At 43.7% G+C, this 21,966-nt stretch carries 18 protein-coding genes, 3 pseudogenes and 1 other annotated feature; of the genes and pseudogenes, 3 read left to right on the top strand and 18 right to left on the bottom strand.

Translation table 11 applies throughout. From position 1 onward, the window contains the following. Positions 1-101: 101 nt before the first annotated feature. A complete protein-coding gene (locus tag DXA18_RS02460; protein WP_118382533.1) occupies positions 102-1,409 on the top strand; it encodes an alpha-amylase family glycosyl hydrolase in 1,308 nt (435 codons plus the stop codon). A gap of 153 nt (positions 1,410-1,562) precedes the next feature. Here the strand turns inward: DXA18_RS02460 and tyrS are convergent, their stop codons facing one another. From tyrS to DXA18_RS02425, 7 genes and pseudogenes are all read right to left on the bottom strand, one after another. Beyond that, complete coding sequence (gene tyrS / locus DXA18_RS02455) at positions 1,563-2,783, bottom strand: tyrosine--tRNA ligase (RefSeq protein WP_118382532.1); 1,221 nt, start codon at positions 2,781-2,783, stop codon at positions 1,563-1,565. 118 nt (positions 2,784-2,901) lie between these two features. Beyond that, positions 2,902-3,181, bottom strand: a binding site (T-box leader). Between the two features lie 135 nt (positions 3,182-3,316). Then, positions 3,317-5,068 carry a Na/Pi cotransporter family protein gene (locus DXA18_RS02450; RefSeq protein WP_118382531.1) on the bottom strand — a complete coding sequence of 584 codons (1,752 nt, stop codon included), beginning with the start codon at positions 5,066-5,068 and terminating at the stop codon, positions 3,317-3,319. 189 nt (positions 5,069-5,257) lie between these two features. Beyond that, positions 5,258-6,009: pseudogene (truA, locus tag DXA18_RS02445) on the bottom strand (tRNA pseudouridine(38-40) synthase TruA). A gap of 23 nt (positions 6,010-6,032) precedes the next feature. Next, positions 6,033-6,857 carry an energy-coupling factor transporter transmembrane component T family protein gene (locus tag DXA18_RS02440; protein WP_118382530.1) on the bottom strand — a complete coding sequence of 275 codons (825 nt, stop codon included), beginning with the start codon at positions 6,855-6,857 and terminating at the stop codon, positions 6,033-6,035. Next, complete coding sequence (locus DXA18_RS02435) at positions 6,850-7,701, bottom strand: energy-coupling factor transporter ATPase (RefSeq protein ID WP_118382529.1); 852 nt, start codon at positions 7,699-7,701, stop codon at positions 6,850-6,852. Before DXA18_RS02435 ends, DXA18_RS02440 begins: the two co-directional genes overlap by 8 nt. Then, positions 7,686-8,530 (bottom strand): annotated as a pseudogene (locus DXA18_RS17260) (energy-coupling factor transporter ATPase). The gene DXA18_RS02435 and the pseudogene DXA18_RS17260 overlap by 16 nt, the downstream one beginning before the upstream one ends. A 48-nt stretch (positions 8,531-8,578) precedes the next feature. Further along, positions 8,579-9,097, bottom strand: coding sequence for a peptidylprolyl isomerase (locus tag DXA18_RS02425; RefSeq protein ID WP_118382528.1), 519 nt, complete (start codon positions 9,095-9,097; stop codon positions 8,579-8,581). 244 nt (positions 9,098-9,341) lie between these two features. Between DXA18_RS02425 and DXA18_RS02420 the strand changes: the two genes are divergently transcribed. Continuing rightward, on the top strand, positions 9,342-10,004 hold the full coding sequence (locus DXA18_RS02420) for a phosphatase PAP2 family protein (protein WP_118382527.1): 663 nt from the start codon (positions 9,342-9,344) through the stop codon (positions 10,002-10,004). A 66-nt stretch (positions 10,005-10,070) separates the two neighbouring features. Here the strand turns inward: DXA18_RS02420 and proC are convergent, their stop codons facing one another. The 6 genes and pseudogenes from proC to mutY form a co-directional block, all read right to left on the bottom strand. After that, positions 10,071-10,865: a pyrroline-5-carboxylate reductase gene (gene proC, locus DXA18_RS02415; RefSeq protein ID WP_118382526.1), complete on the bottom strand. Its 795-nt coding sequence runs from the start codon at positions 10,863-10,865 to the stop codon at positions 10,071-10,073. A gap of 121 nt (positions 10,866-10,986) precedes the next feature. After that, positions 10,987-11,808: a glycerophosphodiester phosphodiesterase gene (locus DXA18_RS02410; RefSeq protein WP_118382525.1), complete on the bottom strand. Its 822-nt coding sequence runs from the start codon at positions 11,806-11,808 to the stop codon at positions 10,987-10,989. Positions 11,809-11,826: 18 nt separating this feature from the next. After that, positions 11,827-12,060 (bottom strand): diacylglycerol/lipid kinase family protein, encoded by a 234-nt coding sequence (locus DXA18_RS16520; RefSeq protein WP_330424382.1) that lies wholly within the window; start codon positions 12,058-12,060, stop codon positions 11,827-11,829. After that, entirely contained in the window at positions 12,057-12,749 is a 693-nt protein-coding gene (locus DXA18_RS02405) for a diacylglycerol/lipid kinase family protein (RefSeq protein ID WP_330424362.1), read from the bottom strand. The genes DXA18_RS16520 and DXA18_RS02405 overlap by 4 nt, the downstream gene beginning before the upstream one ends. A gap of 30 nt (positions 12,750-12,779) precedes the next feature. Next, positions 12,780-13,418, bottom strand: coding sequence for a GntR family transcriptional regulator (locus tag DXA18_RS02400; RefSeq protein WP_118382656.1), 639 nt, complete (start codon positions 13,416-13,418; stop codon positions 12,780-12,782). An 11-nt stretch (positions 13,419-13,429) separates the two neighbouring features. After that, positions 13,430-14,481: pseudogene (mutY, locus tag DXA18_RS02395) on the bottom strand (A/G-specific adenine glycosylase); the annotation flags it as partial. Positions 14,482-14,724: 243 nt separating this feature from the next. Here mutY and DXA18_RS02390 point away from each other — a divergent pair. Continuing rightward, the gene (locus DXA18_RS02390; RefSeq protein ID WP_118382524.1) at positions 14,725-15,876 is read left to right on the top strand and encodes a double-cubane-cluster-containing anaerobic reductase; all 1,152 of its coding nucleotides are present in this window, start codon (positions 14,725-14,727) and stop codon (positions 15,874-15,876) included. An 80-nt stretch (positions 15,877-15,956) separates the two neighbouring features. On the opposite strand, the gene DXA18_RS02385 is transcribed toward DXA18_RS02390, so the two are convergent. The 5 genes from DXA18_RS02385 to DXA18_RS02365 all read right to left on the bottom strand — a co-directional run bounded on the left by DXA18_RS02385 (position 15,957) and on the right by DXA18_RS02365 (position 21,936). Next, positions 15,957-18,422, bottom strand: a complete 2,466-nt coding sequence (locus DXA18_RS02385; protein ID WP_158567076.1) for an Ig-like domain-containing protein — start codon at positions 18,420-18,422, stop codon at positions 15,957-15,959. Positions 18,423-18,571: 149 nt separating this feature from the next. Then, positions 18,572-19,375 carry a transporter substrate-binding domain-containing protein gene (locus tag DXA18_RS02380; RefSeq protein ID WP_118382522.1) on the bottom strand — a complete coding sequence of 268 codons (804 nt, stop codon included), beginning with the start codon at positions 19,373-19,375 and terminating at the stop codon, positions 18,572-18,574. 124 nt (positions 19,376-19,499) lie between these two features. Beyond that, the gene (locus tag DXA18_RS02375) at positions 19,500-20,222 is read right to left on the bottom strand and encodes an amino acid ABC transporter ATP-binding protein (RefSeq protein ID WP_118382521.1); all 723 of its coding nucleotides are present in this window, start codon (positions 20,220-20,222) and stop codon (positions 19,500-19,502) included. A gap of 12 nt (positions 20,223-20,234) precedes the next feature. Then, positions 20,235-20,915, bottom strand: a complete 681-nt coding sequence (locus tag DXA18_RS02370; protein WP_118382520.1) for an amino acid ABC transporter permease — start codon at positions 20,913-20,915, stop codon at positions 20,235-20,237. A gap of 193 nt (positions 20,916-21,108) precedes the next feature. Beyond that, complete coding sequence (locus tag DXA18_RS02365; protein ID WP_118382519.1) at positions 21,109-21,936, bottom strand: undecaprenyl-diphosphate phosphatase; 828 nt, start codon at positions 21,934-21,936, stop codon at positions 21,109-21,111. Positions 21,937-21,966: the final 30 nt, after the last annotated feature.

Raw genomic sequence — 21,966 nt, 5'->3', positions numbered from 1 at the left:
CGTCATGCTTGCATGAAAGTAGCAATTTTTCGTATTTCAAGGGAACTCGAATATGTGGGGTGAGTTCTGAACAATTACAACATACAAAAAGAGGTTATTATATGTGGGCTTATAATAGTGTATTTTATCAGATCTATCCGATTGGCTTCTGCGGTGCGCCATATGCCAATGACGGCATCTGCGTTTCTCGCATCCTCAAGATTGGAGAATGGGCTGATTATTTAAAAGAACTTGGTGTTGATGCCATCCTGCTGAATCCGATCTTTGATTCAGACAATCATGGCTACGACACCAGAGACTTCCGTACGATTGACTGTCGCCTTGGCACGAATAAAGATTTTGCAGATGTCTGCCGCACACTTCATGAGCATGGTATCCGCATCGTGCTGGACGGCGTATTCAATCATGTAGGACGAGGATTCTGGGCATTCCGCGATGTGCAGGAAAAGAAATGGGATTCTCCATACAAAGACTGGTTTCACATCAGCTTTGACGGCAACAGCTGCTACGACGATGGCTTCTGGTACGAAGGCTGGGAAGGGCATTATGAGTTGGTGAAGCTGAACCTTCAGAATTCGACCGTGACCGATTATCTGTTGGACTGCGTGCGCGGATGGATCGAGGAATTTGATATTGACGGGCTTCGTCTGGATGTAGCGTACAGCCTAGATCATAACTTTATGCGCAGTCTCCGACATTTTACCAACGAACTCAAACCAGACTTTGCACTGATCGGAGAAGTTTTATTCGGTGATTATAATCTGATCGTGAATGATGAAATGCTGCACAGCTGCACCAACTACGAATGCTACAAGGGCATCTACTCCAGTTTCAATTCTATGAACATGTTCGAGATCGCACATTCACTGCACCGCCAATATGGTCCGGACCCATGGTGCATTTACCGCGGCAAGCATCTGATGAACTTTGTAGACAACCATGATGTCACCCGACTCGCTTCCATTCTGACGAACAAAGAACATATACGCCCGGCTTATGGTCTGTTAATGGGTATGCCTGGCATTCCATGTCTCTATTATGGCAGTGAATGGGGTGAAGAAGGTACAAAAGCACCAGACAATGATTATGCACTGCGACCGTGTTTTGATGCACCAAAGCCAAATGAACTGACAGAATTTATCGAGAAGCTGATTGCCATACGGCAATCGAGTGATGGTCTATGCAATGGCAGTTACCGCAATGTAGTTCTGACCAACCATCAGTTAATCTTTGAACGCGCTTCTGAAAAAGAACGGATTCTGGTAGCAATTAATGCATCCAGTGATCATTACACTGCTTACCATGGTGATCTGAATGGCACGGCAACAGAACTTTTAAGTGGTAATGCGATAACGTTGAACGGACAATTTGACATGGCACCTTACAGTGTCAATTATCTGAAATTCTAAAAACATATCTGTTGTGGACAACTATATATAATACGAGGCTGTGACTAATCATTCGTTTTGATTACTAATCAAAAGTGTTTGATTAATCACAGCCTCATTTCATACATATATCAGCAGATGCCTGCGGATCACTCCGCACTTTTCACTGGCATCTTATTTCATTACTACTTTACGGAAGTTCTTCTTGCCTTTCTTTACTACCAAACCTTTTCCCAATGTATCTGCTGTATAAGAAGTCTTGATATCTCCGACTTTCTCACCTTCAACAGTTACACCGCCCTGCTGTACAGCACGTCGTGCTTCTGCTCTTGATGGAACCAAGCTACTCTTTACAAGAATACCCAGGATATCGATGCTTCCGTCCGTCAGATCCTCTGGTGTCAGTTCTGTTGTTGGCATGTCTGCTGCTGCCCCCTGACTGAACAATGCTTTCGCTGCTGCCTGTGCCTTCTCAGCTTCTTCTTCGCCGTGCACCAGTTTTGTCAGCTCGTAAGCCAGAATCTCTTTTGCTGTATTAAGCTGCGCACCTTCCCAGCTGTCCATCTTGTCAATCTCTTCCAACGGAAGGAATGTCAGCATGCGGATACATTTGAGCACGTCAGCGTCTCCTACATTTCTCCAGTACTGATAAAACTCAAACGGAGATGTCTTCTCTGGATCAAGCCACACAGCGCCGCTCTGTGTCTTGCCCATCTTCTTGCCTTCTGAATTCAGAAGCAGCGTAATGGTCATCGCGCTCGCATCCTTGCCAAGCTTACGGCGGATCAGTTCCGTACCTGCCAGCATATTACTCCACTGGTCGTCACCACCGAACTCCAGGTTACATCCGCAATTCTGGAACAGCTCATAGAAGTCATATGCCTGCATGATCATGTAGTTAAACTCCAGGAAGCTGAGTCCCTTTTCCATTCTCTGCTTGTAACACTCTGCTGTCAGCATACGATTAACCGAGAAGTGTGGTCCGATCTCGCGCAGTACATCGATATAGTTCAGATCCAGAAGCCAGTCAGCATTGTTAACCATCAGCGCCTTGCCTTCTGAAAAATCAATAAACTTGCTCATCTGCTTCTTGAAGCAGTCGCAATTGTGCTGGATCTGCTCCGGCGTCATCATGCTTCTCATATCAGATCTTCCAGACGGATCTCCGATATATCCTGTACCGCCACCGATCAATGCAATTGGCTTATTTCCTGCTTCCTGCAGTCTCTTCATCAGGCACAATTCCATGAAGTGACCTACATGCAGACTGTCTGCCGTCGGGTCAAATCCAATATAAAATGTTGCCTTTCCATTGTTAACCAGTTCTCTGATTCTCTCTTCATCAGTCACCTGCGCGATCAGTCCGCGCGCCTGAAGTTCTTCATAAATACCCATAATCTTCTCCTTTTTTTATTATTCAAGTCGAACGTCCGTGAGACAAATTTGCTATTACTCACCTCCTGAAGAGGTGGAGTCTTCTCGACTGAGATAAAATAACCCATCCTTATCTCTCGATAAGGACGGGTCTATACTCCGTGTTACCACCTTAATTCACCATCAGTTCACACTGACAGCCTCTGTGGCTGCATTCACAGCTTCTGCGCGTAACGTGCGCCAGCGTCACAGTCTACTTAAATCTCACATCAGATTCTGCCTTTTCATATCTATCTGAGATTCTTTCGTTGTGCAGCTCCGAGATGTATTCACACTACTTTCCTTCATGCGCCTCTCATCAACCGGCAACTTTCTGTATGGGTGCAAGCAATGTTACTTTTTCTCTTCTTCGCTTTTCCACTATTGTTTAAAAGATTAACTGATTTCCAGCCTCTTGTCAAGACCTTCTATTCCGTTCACCGTCTGGCAATGCACCATCAATTAATCAATACTATACTTCCTACGGTACTCATCCAGAATCGGTTTGTGTGTCTTCACCTGTGCAAGCATTTTCTCCTTGGTCTGCATATCCTGTTCTTCATCCAGATAGATGAATGAATATGCATATCCGGATCATTCTCTTCCATCTTGATCACTGCTGTAACCGCACCGGTACAATGCGCTGTAATACGTTCAAAGCTGTTCAGTAATTCATTAAACGCTGTACCCTGTCTCAGTTCACAGTCTCCGTGACTCAATCTGGTCACGTGACGCATCTTCATCTCTTCTGCCAGCGCTGCTACTACCAAAGACAGGGATCTGACACGGTATGCCCCTTCTTCTTCACGCTCTCGAAGAGTCGTCTCCGTCAGGCTTACTGTCTCACGAACCGCTCCCATGATCACATCCAGTTCCTCAATGGCTTCTTTAGATAATTCAATATTACTTTCATTGATCTCATTGGTCACTCTGGCAACATTGGATGCATAATCGCCCACACGCTCCAGATCGCTGATGATATGCAGATACAGTGACACCTGTCTGGTCTGTGCCGTATTCATCTCACGCTTGGTAAGCTGCATCAGATACTCGCCGATCTTCGTCTCGTACTTATCAATCAGTTCTTCCTTGCTCTGAACTTTATTATAACGTTCACGTTCATATCCATCTACCAGATCCAGTGCACGCCCAACATTCTTACGCACATTCTTAGACATGCCGCGCAGCACACGACGGCACTGTCCGATAGCAAGAGCCGGATATGCAAGCAGACGTTCTTCCAACAGATCAAAGTCTGCGCTGTCTGCCATGTCCTCCAGATCCTCCGGGCTGTCCTTGATCAGCTTACATACTAACTTCTCAATCTTCGGAATAAATCCAAACAGTACACATACAGTTGCTGCACGGAATGCGGTATTAATAATCGCGATCGCAACCGGACTCATAGTCATATCCAGGAATGGATAGTGTATAAATATATTACTTACATAAAAAACAGTTCCCCAGATCACCATACCAAACAAGTCATTGATCAGATATACCAATGCTGTTCTCTGTCCGTTCTTATTGGCACCGATCGCAGAGATCAATACCGGACAGGCTGCACCAACACCGATTCCCAGTATGATCGGGAATGCAGTCGCAAATGTCAATGATCCGGTCACAGACAATGCCTGCAGAATACCAACTGCTGCTGATGCACTCTGCAAAATTGCGGTAAACGCAATACCGAGCAGAATACCTGCTAACGGATTAGAAAACATCGTCAGCATATTTGTAAATGCTTCGCTTTCCTTCAGCGGTGCCACAGCCCCACTCATAGTCTGCATACCAAACATCAGAATGGAAAAACCAAGCATGATATTACCCACATTACGGTATACGGTTCTCTTGGATACCATCTTCATAACAATACCAACGATTGCTACTACCGCACTGATCGTTGCTGTCGATAAGATCTTGGCAATTCCGCTGGAACCGTTAATATAAGACAGACACAGAATCCATCCGGTAATACTGGTACCGATATTGGCACCCATGATAATACCGATTGCCTGTCTCAGCTTCATCATACCTGAGTTAACGAATCCGACTACCATAACCGTCGTCGCTGATGACGACTGGATAACCGATGTCACTCCGGCTCCAAGTGCCACTCCTTTCAGAGATGTGTTGGTCATTTTATAGAGAAACGACTCAAGCTTGTCTCCCGCAACCATTTTCAGTCCGTCACCCATAAGCTGCATACCAAATAAGAATAACGCAACTCCACTAAGCAGTGACAGCATCATCGAAAATATGTCCATAACGTCCTCCCCGACTATATAACATAGCCGCTTTATTATCCTTCTATTCTATGAATATTCCTACTTTGTCAATTTTTAATATACCATCACTTTCTACAGAAGTCTACGTTAACTTTAACAAAATGTAAAATTTGGTTTAAATCAATATAAAATAGACTGTGCATTCTCACACAGTCTATCCGCTACACATTATTCATTTTCATTACCATACCGTATCTCTACCAGCACCAACCCCTGTGGTGGTGCCGTCACTCCGGCTTCCGTACGCTCTCCGGCTTCCAGGATTTCCTTCACCCGTTCTGGTGTGTAAAAACTCTCCCCACACGGATCAGTGTTCCGGCTATAATTCTGACCATATTATAGAGGAAACCATTTCCCGTAATCCGGATACAGATATCCTCGCCATTCTGATCGATCATAATATCATACACTGTACGGACCGTATCGGACGTATTCGTTCTGACATTGCAAAAGCTTACAAAATCATGCTCTCCGATCAAATAAGATGCTCCTTTCCGCATCTGGTCTATGTCCAGTGGAAAGGATACAAATGTAGAAGTCCGCCGTTTCATAGGATTCGGCACAGACGCATTGTAAATGTGATACTCATATGTCTTTGTAATCACATCCTGATAGCGTGGATGCCAGTCATCCGGCACCTGTTCAGATCGAACAATTACAATATCCTCCGGCATTCTCCGATTCAAAGCATAAGCAAACCGTTCAGCGGGAATCGAACATTTTGTGTCAAATACCGCAACATTGCCAAGCGCATGCACGCCCGAATCTGTTCTGCTGGCTCCGATCACCCGGATCTCTTCTCCTGTCAGACCGCTGATCTCCCGGTTTAGTATTTCTTCGATGGTAACTCCATTGGGCTGAACCTGCCATCCACAATAGGCGGTTCCGTCGTAAGCTACCGTCAGTTTGATTCTTTTCATATATCTGTTCTCTCCCAGGTCATTTAGAAAATCCATACATGGAAAGGAACACATCTTCCTATTATTACAACTGCTGCCACATAAAAGATCACCAGTACATACGCTGTACGATCAACTCCAGTATAATGAAGGGGCTTCATCTTGGTACGTCCGTCACCACCTCTGTAGCATCTCGCTTCCATTGCCATGGCCAGATCGTTGGCTCTTCGGAATGCAGATACGAATAACGGCACCAGGATCGGCACCATACTCTTTGCCTTCTGGATCATATTACCACTTTCCAGATCTGCACCTCTGGCAATCTGTGCTTTCATAATCTTATCCGTCTCTTCCAGCAGGATCGGGATAAAGCGCAGCGCAATCGACATGATCATTGCAATCTCGTGCACTGGCACATGAATCTTATTCAATGGCTTCAACAGACTCTCAATACCGTCTGTCAGTTCATTCGGTGTCGTAGTAAACGTCATCAATGAAGACCCTGTAATCAGATACACCAGGCGGATTGCCATCAGGATTGCTGTACGCAAACCACCTTCTGTAATTGTAAAAATCCACGCATGGAACAGCACGTCTCCTTCCCTCGTAAGGAAAAGGTTAAACAACAACGTGATCAACAGTAACATCATAATCGGCTTCATACCCCGCATGATATAGCGGAATGGCACTTTTGACAGCTTTATAATGGCTATCAGGAATACTGTCGTCACAAGATATCCCAGAATGTTCTTAAATAAGAATAACGAAATCAAATACAACAGTGTTGCCACCAGCTTCACTCTCGGATCCAGACGGTGCAGTACACTTTTCGCCGGATAGTATTGTCCAATGGTAATATCTCTAATCATGAGCCATCACCTCCATAATACTGTCTGCAGCTTCTTCGATCGTAGTCGCCTCTGTATTCACATTCAGGCCATGTGCTTTCAGTTCATGCATGATATAAGTCACCTGTGGCGCTGCAAGTCCGACCTGTTCCAGTTCTTTATAGTGCGCAAATACTTTTTTCGGCACATCGTTATACATCACTTCGCCCTGGTTCATTACAATAATGCGATCTGCATATTTTGCAATATCGTCCATACTATGGGACACCAGAATAACCGTCAGATTTCTTTTCTTATGAAGATATGCAATCTGATCCAAAATCTCATCACGGCCTTTCGGATCAAGTCCTGCGGTCGGCTCATCCAAGATCAGCACCTGCGGTTCCATGGCAAGCACGCCTGCGATTGCCACTCTCCGCTTCTGTCCGCCGGACAGTTCAAACGGCGATGCATCATAGTACTTTTCCTTTAAGCCTACAAGCTTCAGCGCCTCTCTGGCTCTCTTCTCGCATTCTTCCTTAGAAAGCCCCTGGTTCTTCGGTCCAAAGCACACATCCGACAGCACATCCACCTCAAACAGCTGATGCTCCGGATACTGAAATACCAGTCCCACCTGATTACGAAGCGCTTTCATATTATAACCGTCTTCGTAAATATTCTCTCCGTTATAGTACAATGCTCCACTCGTAGCCCTGATCAGACCATTCAGATGTTGGATCAGCGTAGACTTACCGGATCCCGTATGTCCGATCACACCTACAAATTCCCCATGTGGAATCTCCAGGCAGATATCTTTGAGTGCCTGTTTCTCATACGCCGTACCTGCACTATATACATAATTCAAATGTTCTATTTTAATCGACATATCGCTTCTACCAATTCTTCTTTCCTCAAAATCCCGGCTGGAATATCCAGTCCGCGTTTTTTCAATTCATCTGCAAGTATGGTCACCTGTGGCACATCCAGCCGATACTTTTTCAATGTATCCACCTGCGAAAATATCTCCCGCGGTGTTCCTTCCATTACCACATGTCCGTGATCCATGACAAATACTTTATCTGCATCAATCACTTCTTCCATATAATGCGTAATCAGTATTACCGTAACCTTCTCTTTTTTGCGCAGTTCCTCTACGGTACGAAGGACTTCCTTTCGTCCGTTCGGATCCAGCATCGCAGTCGGTTCATCCAGCACAATGCATCTCGGCTTCATGGCAATGCTCCCGCAATCGCTACACGCTGCTTCTGACCGCCGGACAGCTTATTCGGCGAATGATGTCTGTAGCTGATCATTCCGACTGCTTTCAGGCTGTCCTCCACGCGCTGCCAGATCTCATCCGTCGGCACACCCAAATTCTCTGGTCCGAATCCCACATCTTCTTCTACCACCGTCCCGATGATCTGATTATCCGGATTCTGAAATACCATCCCCGCTGACTGCCTTACATTCCACAATTCATTCGGATCACTGGTATTCGTTCCATCTACCCACACTGTACCTTCTGTCGGCACCAGAATCGCATTCAGGTGCTTCGCCAGCGTCGATTTTCCGGAGCCATTATGCCCTAACACAGCAATAAATTGCCCCTCTTCCACTTCCAGATTCACCTGATCAATAGCGCGGTAGCTGCCGATCACATTGCCTTCTTCGTCTCTCTTTGCATATTCAAATATCAGGTCATCGGTCTGAACCATTTTCTTCATAATAGTTTCAGCCTCCTTCTCTTTATTCACGTAACAGTCTTATGCCTTCTCCGGCTCCGGATACTCAGTTCCCTGTGTATCTACTGTTACTTTTTTCATTTTCTGCTCCTGGAGCGGACGATCTCTGAAATCTGTCTGTACTGTTGCAATCTTATTCACAATGTCCATACCTTCAATAATCTTACCAAATGCTGCATACTGTCCGTCAAGATGCGGCGAGTTCTTATGCATGATAAAGAACTGGGAACCTGCTGAATCCGGATGCATAGCTCGTGCCATAGACAACACACCCTCTGTGTGAAGCAGGTCGTTCTTCACGCCATTCTGAGAAAACTCGCCCTTGATCTGGTATCCCGGACCACCCATACCGGTTCCGTCCGGGCATCCGCCCTGAATCATAAATCCATTAATGACACGGTGAAAGATCAATCCATCATAGAATCCTTTCTTTACCAATGAGATAAAGTTATTGACCGTATTCGGTGCAATCTCCGGATACAGTTCTGCTTTCATAATATCGCCATTTTCCATTTCAAAAGTTACGATTGGATTTGCCATTTTATATACCTCGCTTTTTTATTTCTTTATTTCTATCCATATCGGATCACATATTGAGTCAATTGTAACACGTCACTTATGCAAAATCAACGCAAAGGATACGGAGTTCTTACATCTGTCCTGTTTCAAAAGATTTTATTAATTCCTTGTAAAGTCGGTTGTTGATTCAATTTTTTCGTGTTATAATCCTATGGGTTTGAAATATATTAATCTTATACTATATACATCGAAAGGGTGTATCTGCATGAAGAAGTTAAAAGAACTGTTTAAAAAATATAATCATGCGTGGGTACTGTTATATGCACTGATCTACATGCCATGGTTCACATATCTAGAGCGCCATGTGACTGCTGATTTTTATCTGATCCACTCACCTCTGGACGATTATATACCATTTGTGGAGTATTTTATCGTTCCTTATCTACTGTGGTTCGTATATCTTGCAGTCGGTGCATGTTTTCTTTTTTTCAAAGACAAAAAAGGATTCCTGCAGGCAGCCAGATTTGCGATCAGCGGCATGACCATTTTCCTGATCATCTGTACAATATTTCCAAATGGTCTGGCATTACGCCCAACCGTCTTTGCTCACGATAATGTATTTGTTGATCTTGTAAAGATTGTCTACTCCACAGACACGCCGACCAATGTATTGCCAAGCATGCATGTATTCCTCTCCGTAGGTATGTGCATGGCATTGAACCGTACGCCGGCACTAAAGGATAAACACGGCATCCGAATTGCCGCCGGAATCCTCTCATTTATCATTGTGCTTTCTACCATGTTTCTGAAGCAGCATTCGGTAACAGATGTAGCAGCTGCTCTGGTAATGGATGGCATTTTATATCAGCTGGTCTATGCCAGGCAGGCCAGACAGGCACGCAAGCTGATGCATGAACCGGTCATTTAAAGTATAGCAAAAGAACCTCAGGTCAATCCTGAGGTTCTTATTTTTTTGAATTCCTTATTCTTCTATTTACAGACTTCTCGACTTCTCTACACATGTCTGAACAGCGTCAATGATTGTTCCTCTGAATCCACACTCTTCCAGCACACGTACTGCATCAATTGTAGTACCTGCCGGTGAGCATACCATATCTTTCAGCTCTCCCGGGTGCTTTCCTGTATCAAGTACCATCTTAGCACTTCCCAATACAGCCTGTGCTGCAAACTTATAAGCCTGCGCTCTCGGCATACCATCTAATACAGCAGCGTCTGCCATCGCTTCGATAAACATGAATACGTAGGCCGGGGAACTTCCGCTTACTGCTGTAACCGTGTCCATCAGCTTCTCAGGTACGATCTCTACCAGGCTGAAGCTTGAAAGCAGTGTTTTCACATATTCGATTTCTTCTTCTGTCATATGCTCATTCGGACATGCAGCAGTCATACCTTCACCAACCATAGCCGGTGTATTCGGCATACAGCGTACGATCTTAACATCTTTACCAAACTGCTCAGCAAGCCATGAAAGTGTTTTACCAGGTGCAATTGTGATCACAATCTGATCCGGTCTGATCTTATCTTTAATACCAGAGATAACATCTGCGTAGAACTGAGGTTTTACTGACAGAAGTACTACATCAGCCTTCTCTACTACTTCGTTGTTATCTGCGGTTACATGAATTCCAAATTTCTCTTTTACACGTTCTCTACCAGGGGCAAACAGGTCAGCTCCAATGATCTCATCTGCCGGGATGACTCCTTTTGAAATGATTCCTCCCATAATTGCTGAAGCCATATTACCAGTTCCGATAAACCCTAATTTCATGACGTTACCTCCTTAATATTTGAGAAAAGTTTCATTGTATACAAATCTATAATTTGTATACAACTTGTTTTCTACAATATAACACCTCGTTAATTACATGTCAATACTATGGTGGTAACTTTTAATAATTTTCTCCGCTTTTCTCAAAAATGTACATATCATACTTCGCTTTTCCCTGCTGAAGTGCCTGTTCCGTTCGAAGCGTCCACACTGCTACCGGAATTCTCCATAGCCATCTGCATAAAAGAACACTGCAATTCGGAAGGTCCTTTAATTTGTAAGAAATAAAATCTGGTCTTCCAATCACATTCAGCATCAGATATTTTACCAGAAACCGGAGTATGTATGGATCATTCAATGGATCTGCAGTAAGGTTGGACGAAAGCTGACCTCGCAGTATCGCCGGTGCATATTTGCGATACCATTGTAACCCTAATGTATTGAATGACTGCACCAGATATTTTCCATGGTATGTCTTCAGAATATCATATGATGCCTCACAGACCCTCAGATCCCGTCCCGGTATCTTAAGTTCAACCAGAAGTGGTGCCCTGCCATCCACATATTCCAACACTTCCTGTAATTCCGGGATCCTCTCTGTCGTATTCAGCAGATGAAACTTCTGTAACTCTTCCAATGTATAATCTTCTACCTTGCCATGTTCTCCGCACATCCGCTCCAGTGTATCATCATGAAATACCACCACTTTTCCATCTCTGGTAATATGTATATCCAGTTCTATACCATAGCCATGAGCGACTGCTGCCCGAAATGCGGCCATTGAATTCTCCGGAATCAGTTTTTCCTTATTGTGATATCCCCGATGTGCAAACATCGTGCGTCGATATACTGCCATTTCTGCATTCCGGTTCTCCGGTCGGATCAACAGCAGATACAATACACCAAGTAATAACACCACGAGAAAAATATATCCTGCTGCCATTTTCTGCGCCTCCTCAAATTATCCAACAATAAGTCTGATCTTGTCCGGTTCTAATGCTGCTGTCATTTTCCGCTGCAGAAATACCGGTTCTCCATCTGTATGTACCGGCAATGCCTGCTCACTGTCAATCTCAACTTTTTTACAGGTATATGTATCAATGCCTCTGAAGCGGATATGCCATCCTTTAAACGCAGTTGGAAGCAGGCACAGCACCTTCCATTTCGGCAAACCAGATATCACCGTCACATTCAGGATATCATCACACGGATCTGCATCCGGGCAAAACTTAAATCCTCCACCTTCGAATGATGATTCATCGCTGTCGCGAAATAAGCTCTGTCGTATTCAATCCATTCTCCATCATCCAGACGGACCCGCATCTTACCCGGTCGCAATGCAATCATGCGGGAAAGAGCAATTCCAAGATAGGTAAGCTTACCAAGATGAATCTTATTTAAGAATACCTTCATCTTAGAAATGACCGCCTGATGACATACAGCCGCGTCAAATCCGATTCCTGTGCTGACCGCATACCGTCTGGACTTTTCACCATTTTTATAAGACATGATTCCCACATTCATATCCACCATTTTCTTAGGATGCAATATCCGTGTCAGACATTCCACAGGTTCTGCTGCCATCTTAAAATATCTGGCAAAATCATTGCTGGAACCCATAGGAATATATCCCATCGTCACCTTAGACAATTCGGTAATTCCATTCAGCACTTCATTTACCGTGCCGTCACCGCCAATTACCACAATGGTATGTTCTTCCCCATCTGTGGTAATCTCTTCCGCAATCCGGCTTGCATGCCTCTGGTATTTGGTAAAATGTACCCGATACTCTGCCTTCTGCTCTTTCAGAAGTTGCTCGAGTTCTTTCCAGATCCTGCCACCAAGCCCTGATCTGGCATTCGGATTCACTATAAAATCGTACATAGCTTTATCTCCTTCGTATCACGACCGCTATCATTTTGACATAGCAGTCGTTCTTCCTGTACCAAAATGATCATCCTTCAATATCTTTACTGCATGTTCATAATCTCCCTGACGCATATACTCCACAAGATCCTTCAAATGGTCATTCGTCTGCTGGATCTCCATGCCATTCTTGACCGAATGCACACCCATACGAGTAAGCTCCGACAGATTATTATGATAAATCCGATCGATCCGCTCATTTTCATAGATACTTACAATTTCCATATGAAATGCAATATCCGCAATCTCCCATGCAAATGGATCGGATGCTACCGCACACATGCGCACTACCTTTTCCTCGATACGGTAAGAGAATTCTTCATATTTATCTGAATCAAAAATCAGCTTAAACGCCGGAAGCTCTATCAATTCTCTTAACTGATAAATCTGGTTAATATCCTCTTCGGTAATCTCTTTGACCGTCATAGATTTATAATAATCAGTCACAATAAGTCCATCTGTCTGTAGCATGCGAAGCGCAGTACGTACCGGACTCCGGCTCATCCCCAGTTCCTCTGCGAGCTTCGCCTCAGTCAAAGGCATGCCCGGCGGATACGTCAGGTTCAATATATTCTGTTTGATCGTCTCATATGCCTGATCGGCAAGTGACTTTGCTTTTCCACTCATAGCTGCTCCTCTCATATCACATACTTCATATATTTTTCAAATGCTGACGGAATCGGATAACGTTGCTGGATCTCTTCCGGATGTGCAAAGATCATATCCTCTGTACAGGATTCTTCCAGCTCATCCACCTGGATCTGATACCCGATCATATGCCACTCCACATGGCTGAATACATGCTTTGCTTCGCCTGCCTCCTTTACGCGGACCGGCGTCAGCCCAATCTTTTTGCTATATTCTATCGCTTCTTCCATCGTCAGGTGTCCATCCACCCCCGGAAGTTCATATAAGCCTGCCAACAGTCCTTTTGCCGGACGTTTGCGGATACCTCTGGTCTCTCCGTCCCGGAAGATCAATACCGTTCTCTTCTCAATCCGTCTGGCTGCTGCCTTCTTCTTCACAGGGAGTTCCATCTCGATGCCCTTTTTATGTGCCACACAGAACTCCTTTGCCGGACATTCCTGACACTTTGGTTCGCCATTTGGCACACAGACGATTGCCCCAATTTCAATCAGCCCCTGATTAAAATCACTGGATGCGTCTGCCGGGATCACCTGTTCCAGGAGCGTCTCCATCCGTTTTCTGACACTCTGCTTCATAATATCACGGTCACTTCCGGTAATTCTCGAAATTACCCGGAGCACATTACCATCCACCGCAGGTTTTGCCAGTCCATATGCAAACGAACTGATCGCCCCTGCTGTATAGCTTCCAATACCGGTCAGATTCAGGATTTCTTCATATGTCTGCGGAAACTCGCCGCCGTAATCTACCATGATCTGCGTTGCCGCTTTCTGCATATTGCGGACACGATTATAATATCCAAGCCCTTCCCACAGTTTCAATAACTGATCTTCCTCTGCTTCTGCCAGTGCCTTCACATCCGGCAACGCTTCCAGAAATCTATGATAATAAGACTTCACCGCCTCCACACGGGTCTGCTGCAGCATGATCTCCGACACCCACACGCGGTAAGCATCCGGATGATCCCGCCACGGAGCTCCCGCTTATTAGCACGAAACCATGTCACTACAGGCTCCGGTAATTGCTTTAATATCTGTAATTCTTCCTGTATATTCTCATAAATCATAAATCTATCCTGCTTTTCTATATCTCCGTATTTAATTTAAGTATAACATTTTATTCCATACTAAAAAAGTCTTTCTGTACTTATAGATAATCTAAATATATCCTCACATTCATTATATTTTCAAATGACTAATCCTTCGATTTTCCCCTTGTTTCATTGTCGTTTATTTTCATTAGTGATAAAATATAGGTAATGATTAAACACAAAAGGAGATACATTATGGAATTAATTAAAGATTTGCCAGAAGTATTTGAAGAATTTGCCGAACAGCGTAAGAATTCATTTCTGGCATTAAAGAAGATCAAAGATCAGGGCACACCGGTAGTCGGTGCATACTGTACTTACTTTCCAAGAGAGATCGCCATGGCCATGGGAGCTGTCACTGTCGGCTTATGCTCTACATCTGATGAGACAATCCCGGATGCAGAGAAAGATCTGCCAAAGAATTTATGTCCATTGATCAAATCCAGCTACGGATTCGCAGTAACAGACAAATGTCCTTTCTTCTACTTCTCCGATGTAGTAGTCGGTGAGACCACCTGTGATGGTAAGAAGAAGATGTACGAGTATATGTCTGACTTCAAGAACGTCTACATTATGGAACTGCCGAACACACAGAACGAAGCAGCCCAGAAGTTATGGAAAAGTGAGATCATTCGTTTTAAGGAATATCTGGAAGAGCATTTTGAGACAACGATCACAGACGAAGCCGTTAAAGAAGCGATCAAAGAAGAGAACGCTGTTCGTACCGCTCTTAAGAATCTGTACGGTGTAATGAAATACAATCCGGCACCGATCAAGGGATACGATCTGTGGAAAGTATTATACGGAAGCGGATTCAAATTTGACCGCAAAGCGATTCCGGCAGAGATCAATGCTCTGGTAGATAAGATTGAAAAAGAATACGCAGAAGGCAAAATGGAGGAAAAGAAACCTCGTATCCTGATCACAGGATGTCCGATCGGAGGTGCTCCTGAAAAGGTAATCCGCGCTATCGAAGACAACGGCGGTATCGTAGTTGCTTACGAGAACTGCTCCGGTGCCAAATCTACTGCTGAGTTAGTAGATGAAGAGAATCCGGATGTATATGATGCAATCGCCAAGAGATACCTGAATATCGGATGTTCCGTGATGACTCCGAATCCAAACCGTCTGAAACTGCTCGATGAGCTGATCGATGAGTTCCAGGTAGACGGTGTCGTAGAGATGACTCTGCAGGCATGCCATACATACAATGTAGAGACACTTGCAATCCGCAGATTTGTCAATGAGAAGAAAGGTATTCCATATATCCATGTAGAGACTGATTACTCTCAGGCCGATATCGGACAGCTTAATACCAGACTGACCGCATTCCTCGAGATGTTGTAATATTAATCAACATAGGGACTGTCGCACTAAAATGTGCGACAGCCCCTATTATTTTACCGTCATTTTGTCTTCTTACAATCTTATGTTCTGTCTTTTCTTCTCAACATCACTACCGCCACAACCATACCACTGATAAGGAGTAACATTATCCACATCATAACAGGCTGATAGTCTCCTGTCTTCACAACACCTTTGCGATTATTATTCTGCTGCGCTCCACTGTTCTTCGTCTTATTCTTCGTCTGAGTATTATCAGCTTTTACTAACTCTCCATACTCGGTGCCACATACAGAACACTTCGCTTTATGAGCTGTATCTGCCTTGCCGCCAGAATGAGCACCCACTTCACTTTTTTCTCCGCAAGCACACTCTTTCCAGTGTTCCTTATCATCATGTTTCCATTCATCTGAAAACTTATGTGTTACGATAAGCTTATACTCCGCTTCTGCCGCTTCGTATATATCGGTCTGTTCTGCCCGGAGTGTGATCGTCACTTCACCAGCCTTATGCACCGTAATCTCACCAGTCTCCGGATCAACGGATGCGATCTTAGGATCACTGCTTTCATATGTGATTCTGCTCTGTGCGGATGCTTCTCTTGCCTCCAGTACATCACCGCAATTTGCTGCACGTTCAGCAGTATCTATCTTAATCTTCTGCTGCAATCTGGTTACTTCCGGATAACTGACAGTAAATGTCAATGTCCGTCCATCATCACTGATCTGTCGTTCTCCACACGTTACCGCTTTATTCAACAGAGCGTCATCAAAGCTTGACGGCTCATTATCCTTGTCTGCCCAGGTACAGATTCCTAACTCATTGACATCAAAGCTATCATCAAAATGTGAAAACGGATTATCATATACATCGGTACTCATCGTTATTGTAAGTTTTGGAAAATCTCCAAGACTCCACTTTTTATTATTCTCGTCTGCATATCCGCTCCACATTGCACTGATCGATATTCCTGCTGAGCCGATTTTCGTACGGTCTATGTTTATCACACCCTTATCCGGCACTGCTTCACCAATAACCGGTTCATCCGCCACTGCAAATCTTACATTCTCAGATGCCACACGTTCAGATACTCCAATATATGTACCATTATAGCGGACTCTGCATTTAATCACATACTTACCATTCTGACTGTCTGCAAGCACAAAGTGATTCTCTGTATCATCAGCAGAACCTTCCGCCACTTCTACAAGCTTTTCACCTCTTGTTAACTCAGCCGGCGTGATTATTACCGGTGATTCCGTCGTAATAGTACCGTCAATGCTGACTGGCGCATTCTTCTTTGAAATAATCCTACTGGTTCCTGTAGATGCAAAGTTCTTTGTCACAAACTGTCCGGAAAATGTAGAAGCATTCATTGTCAGGCTGTCCGCCACATAGAGATATCCGGACAGATTACTATTATTAAGCGTCACTGTTCCAAACTGTGCCTTTCCATTGGTAAGTTCCGTCTCCCCTGTGCAATTGCTGAATACAATGGTTCTGTCCGAACCGCTTCCAGAAGCCGTAACCTTAGTTCCTGCCATATCAATGTGATCCAGCGTCACGCTCACTCCTCCGGCAATCATAAGACCATCGAAACCACTCAGTGCAAGCTTTACTGTATCCTCACTATTGCTTCCGATTGTCACATTCTTTTCTATATATGCCATCGTTCTGGAATAATCTCCGCAAAGCACAATCCTTCCACCAGCATTCACTTTATCCACTGCTGTACTAATGTTTTTCAGTGCTGTCGATGCGCCGTCTCCTATATTAGAATCACTGCCGTTAGTAGAATCTACATACACGACATCCAGCGTCTTTTCCTTAACAGTTCCTGATACATCGATGCTTCCATAAGTTCCGGAAGCTGAGCACATCACATAGGGATTTTTTGCGGCAAGATTCAGCTTCAATGTTCCCTTCGCTGTCAGTGTAGGATTTGCCGAACCGTTATACACAACGCTGCTGTTTCCATTCTTCCATGTATATTGAAATACTTTTGCCATGTCCACGCCATCGATTAGATTCGTAACTGTCGGTGTAATCGTATCTCCCACCTGCATGTTCTCCGGCAGGCTGACCGTTGGCTGCACGGAAATATCCTTCACGATATTAATCTTGCAGTTCTCCATCATCGATTCTGGAACACATCCATAATCTACATAGGTCTGATATTCGCCCCACTTCTGATTCGCAGCCACAAGCTTGCCGTTTCCACTTGTCGTAGCCTTCCAGATGCATTGCCTTGTGCTGGTCACTTTGATCGTACCATTATTAACGATCGTGCCGGACACTGTTGTCTGATATCCTCCGATCGTCAATGTCACTCCCGGCTCTACTTCAATCAGCTTACTGGCATTTAACGAATCGGTAAATGTCACATCCCCAGCAACATGAATCTCCTTGATACTGGCATCTGCAAGCGCAGCAGTCAACTCCTCTTTCGTTGTCACTTCCGTAATGTTACCCGCTGCAAATGCAGTCACCGGAAGCATGACTAATATCATGCATAAAGTAAGCATCAAACTTAATATTCGTTTTTTCATTCTCATTCCTCCATTTGTGCGCTCCCAGTCTATGGTTCCTCTTATCTCCTATAGTACCCCCCCCCAATTCGAATGCAACAAAAAAGGAGCTTCCGCTTCACGATTTTTATCGCTAAAGCGGTGCTCCCTTTTAACAGATTTAATTCAGATTATTCAGCGTCTGCGTCTGTATATTTTGCAGCATACTCTGAAACTTTTCCATCGCTGATCAGTTTCTCGATTGCTGTGTTGATCTTATCCAGAAGTTCTGTATTGCCTTTCTGAACAGCAATAGCATATTCCTCAGAATCAAATGCATCGTTATCCTCTACAATCTTAAGACCGTCATTATCAGCAACATATTTCTGAGCTGTTGCAGAGTCGATAACAACAACATCACACTTGTCATTTACAAGCTCCATGATTGCTTCTGTACCTTTTTTGAATGCTTCGTAATCATAGCCAAGATCCTTTACGCAAGTCTCACCTGTGTATCCCTGGATAACACAGATTTTCTTTCCTTCCATATCAGATGCTTTTGTAATGTCAGAACCATCTTTTACTACCATTACCTGAGTAGCTGTATAATATGGTGTAGAGAAATCAACTGCTTCTGCTCTTTCATCTGTTACAGTCATACCGGCAATAACAGCATCAACCTGTCCATTCTGAAGAGCAACGATCAGGGAATCAAACTCCATGTTCTCGACTTCAGCTTCCATTCCATTCTCTTCAGCGATATCTTTTGCGATTGCGATATCAATACCATCAAACTCTCCGATCACACCTTCTTGTGTTACATACTCAAACGGTGGAAATTCAGCATTTGTACCGAATTTAATCGTATCTTTTGAATCTGTAGATTCTGTCTTTTCATCACTCTTCTTACTGTCGCTGCTTCCACATGCAACAAGCATTGCTGCCATCATTGCAACTGTAAGAATAACAGAAAGCATTTTTGTCATCTTTTTCATAATACATTCTCCTTTTCCTCACAAGTAGTTACCTGCGCTTTTACATTGATCAAAACATTGATCGGTTATCTCTATATCATGCAAACACTGTTTGCAGAATATCAAATATCATTGCAGCACCTGACTATAACACTTTACTTAAGAATAGCTTTGTTCTCTCATTTTTCGGATTCGTAAACACTTCTTCCGGTGTTCCGTTCTCCATGATGATACCCTGATCCATAAAAATCACACGTGATGCAACTTCTCTGGCAAATCCCATCTCATGAGTTACAATAACCATCGTCATACCAGATTCTGCAAGATCCTTCATTACATCAAGAACCTCTCCGACCATCTCAGGGTCAAGTGCGGAAGTCGGCTCATCAAAAAGCATGATCTCCGGATTCATTGCCAGTGCTCTCGCGATTGCTACACGCTGCTTCTGTCCACCGGATAATTGTACCGGATATGCCTCCGCTTTTTCTTCCAGACCAACTCTCTTTAACAGTTCCATCGCTTTTTCCTTCGCCTGATCTTTTGTCATTTTTTTCAACATAACCGGCGCAAGCGTAATATTCTCCAGAATCGTAAGGTGTGGGAATAGATTAAACTGCTGAAATACCATTCCCATTTTCTGACGAACTTTATTTACATCACATTTCGGATCTGTGATCAATTCATCATCTACGTAAATCTCGCCTTCTGTAGCTGTCTCAAGCTGATTCAGGCAACGGAGAAAAGTACTTTTTCCCGAACCGGATGGTCCAATGACTACAACTACTTCTCCTGGTCTGATATGTTCATCAATTCCTTTTAATACTTCTAATTCATCAAATTTTTTATGCAGATTCTTTACTTTTATCATCTCACAGCCCCCTTATCTTATGTCCGATTTTCTCAACTTGTTCTCAAATATGCCAAGTATCAATGTAAGAACCTTAATCAGAACATAGTAAATGATTGCTGTACCGATCAACGGCATAAATGCCTCATACGTAGCGCTCTTAATGAAATCTCCTGCTTTCTGAATATCCATCAGTCCAACGTAACCGACAATTGCAGTCTCTTTGATAAGTACAATAAATTCATTACAAAGTGCCGGAAAAATATTCTTCAATGCCTGCGGGATTACGATTCTTGTCATCGTCTGGTAAGCATTTAATCCCAATGATCTTCCCGCCTCCGTCTGTCCTTTATCTATAGAAAGGATTCCGGCACGGATGATTTCCGATACATACGCACCCGAATTAATACCAAATGCTATCGCTGCAATAATCCATTTTTCAATATCAACGGTCGCAAAAATTACAAAGTAAATGATCATCAGCTGTGTGACTGAAGGTGTACCTCGAATAATATCAGTATATATCTTACCGATTGCTCTGAGGAATTTGTTCTTAGACAAATTACAAAGTGCAATCAGAAAACCGATCAGAATTCCAAGGATAACCGCTACGATTGACACTTTAATCGTCACACCAATACCACTGATCAGAAGTTTATACCTATCTTCTCTGATAAAGCAGCGCGCAAATGTATCTGCATATCCGCCGTCCAACTATTCATAAATAACCGCCTCTCTTCATAATCTTATGATTATGCATTTTTTATTCCTACTTATTCCACACTATGCGTTATATTTTAGCACGTTCACGCCAAATTGCAACTGTATTTTTATACATTTAAAGGGGTATTTTTATGCAAAATTAATTTATTTCGTACAAAAATGCCCCTTAATTTCTTCTTTTATATTATCCCATGATCACCTGGAAGATCGACACGATCAGAATCAATACTCCAAGCGCAATACGATAATATCCAAATACCTTAAAATCATGCTGTTTAATATATCCCATCAGAAACTTGATAGCAAATATAGATACCCCAAATGATACAATACATCCAAGCATCAGGAAACCGAACTCTGCCGCTGAAAATGCTAATCCAAATTTCAACAGCTTCAGGAAGCTTGCTCCGAACATAACCGGAATTGCAAGGAAAAATGTAAATTCCGCCGCTGTCTCTCTGGATACTCCAATGATTAGCGCTCCTACAATTGTCGCACCGGATCTTGAAGTTCCCGGAATCAATGCAAGCATCTGGAACACACCGATCCACAACAGCATCTTAAGTGTAAGCTGTGAAATCCTGGTAACCTTTGGCTGTTTTCCTCTGTGCTTATCTTCTATTATAATAAACAACACACCATATACGATCAGCATGATTGCAACCGGCACCGGTTTATAAAAAATCGCATCCAGATAATCATTAAACAATAATCCCACAATCGCTGCCGGAACTGACGCGATCGCCACTTTAATCCACATCTGCCAGGTCAACATCTTCTGACGTTCGGATTTTCTTGGGGAAAACGGATTCAATTTGTGGAAATAGAGCACCACAACAGCCATGATCGCACCAAGTTGGATCACCACGTCAAACATTTCCATAAATGCATCACTGAGTCCCGGCTTCAATACGCTGCCGACCAGAATCAGATGGCCGGTACTGCTGACCGGAAGCCATTCGGTGATTCCTTCTACGATACCCAGGATCACAACTTTAATAAAATCTAACATATCTGCCTCCTTTTATTCACATCTGCCAGA

The sequence above is a fragment of the Dorea sp. AM58-8 genome (genome assembly GCF_003464045.1).
GTDB lineage: Bacteria > Bacillota > Clostridia > Lachnospirales > Lachnospiraceae > Claveliimonas > Claveliimonas ammoniilytica.
This window is presented reverse-complemented; position numbering and strand designations above follow the sequence as displayed.

Coding starts and splice junctions, on each gene's coding strand:
- DXA18_RS02460 (WP_118382533.1), top strand. CDS start 102: ATGTGGGCTTATAATAGTGTATTTTATCAGATCTATCCGATTGGCTTC.
- tyrS (WP_118382532.1), bottom strand. CDS start 2,783: ATGGGTATTTATGAAGAACTTCAGGCGCGCGGACTGATCGCGCAGGTG.
- DXA18_RS02450 (WP_118382531.1), bottom strand. CDS start 5,068: ATGGACATATTTTCGATGATGCTGTCACTGCTTAGTGGAGTTGCGTTA.
- DXA18_RS02440 (WP_118382530.1), bottom strand. CDS start 6,857: ATGATTAGAGATATTACCATTGGACAATACTATCCGGCGAAAAGTGTA.
- DXA18_RS02435 (WP_118382529.1), bottom strand. CDS start 7,701: ATGTCGATTAAAATAGAACATTTGAATTATGTATATAGTGCAGGTACG.
- DXA18_RS02425 (WP_118382528.1), bottom strand. CDS start 9,097: ATGGCAAATCCAATCGTAACTTTTGAAATGGAAAATGGCGATATTATG.
- DXA18_RS02420 (WP_118382527.1), top strand. CDS start 9,342: ATGAAGAAGTTAAAAGAACTGTTTAAAAAATATAATCATGCGTGGGTA.
- proC (WP_118382526.1), bottom strand. CDS start 10,865: ATGAAATTAGGGTTTATCGGAACTGGTAATATGGCTTCAGCAATTATG.
- DXA18_RS02410 (WP_118382525.1), bottom strand. CDS start 11,808: ATGGCAGCAGGATATATTTTTCTCGTGGTGTTATTACTTGGTGTATTG.
- DXA18_RS02405 (WP_330424362.1), bottom strand. CDS start 12,749: ATGTACGATTTTATAGTGAATCCGAATGCCAGATCAGGGCTTGGTGGC.
- DXA18_RS02400 (WP_118382656.1), bottom strand. CDS start 13,418: ATGAGTGGAAAAGCAAAGTCACTTGCCGATCAGGCATATGAGACGATC.
- DXA18_RS02390 (WP_118382524.1), top strand. CDS start 14,725: ATGGAATTAATTAAAGATTTGCCAGAAGTATTTGAAGAATTTGCCGAA.
- DXA18_RS02385 (WP_158567076.1), bottom strand. CDS start 18,422: ATGAAAAAACGAATATTAAGTTTGATGCTTACTTTATGCATGATATTA.
- DXA18_RS02380 (WP_118382522.1), bottom strand. CDS start 19,375: ATGAAAAAGATGACAAAAATGCTTTCTGTTATTCTTACAGTTGCAATG.
- DXA18_RS02375 (WP_118382521.1), bottom strand. CDS start 20,222: ATGATAAAAGTAAAGAATCTGCATAAAAAATTTGATGAATTAGAAGTA.
- DXA18_RS02365 (WP_118382519.1), bottom strand. CDS start 21,936: ATGTTAGATTTTATTAAAGTTGTGATCCTGGGTATCGTAGAAGGAATC.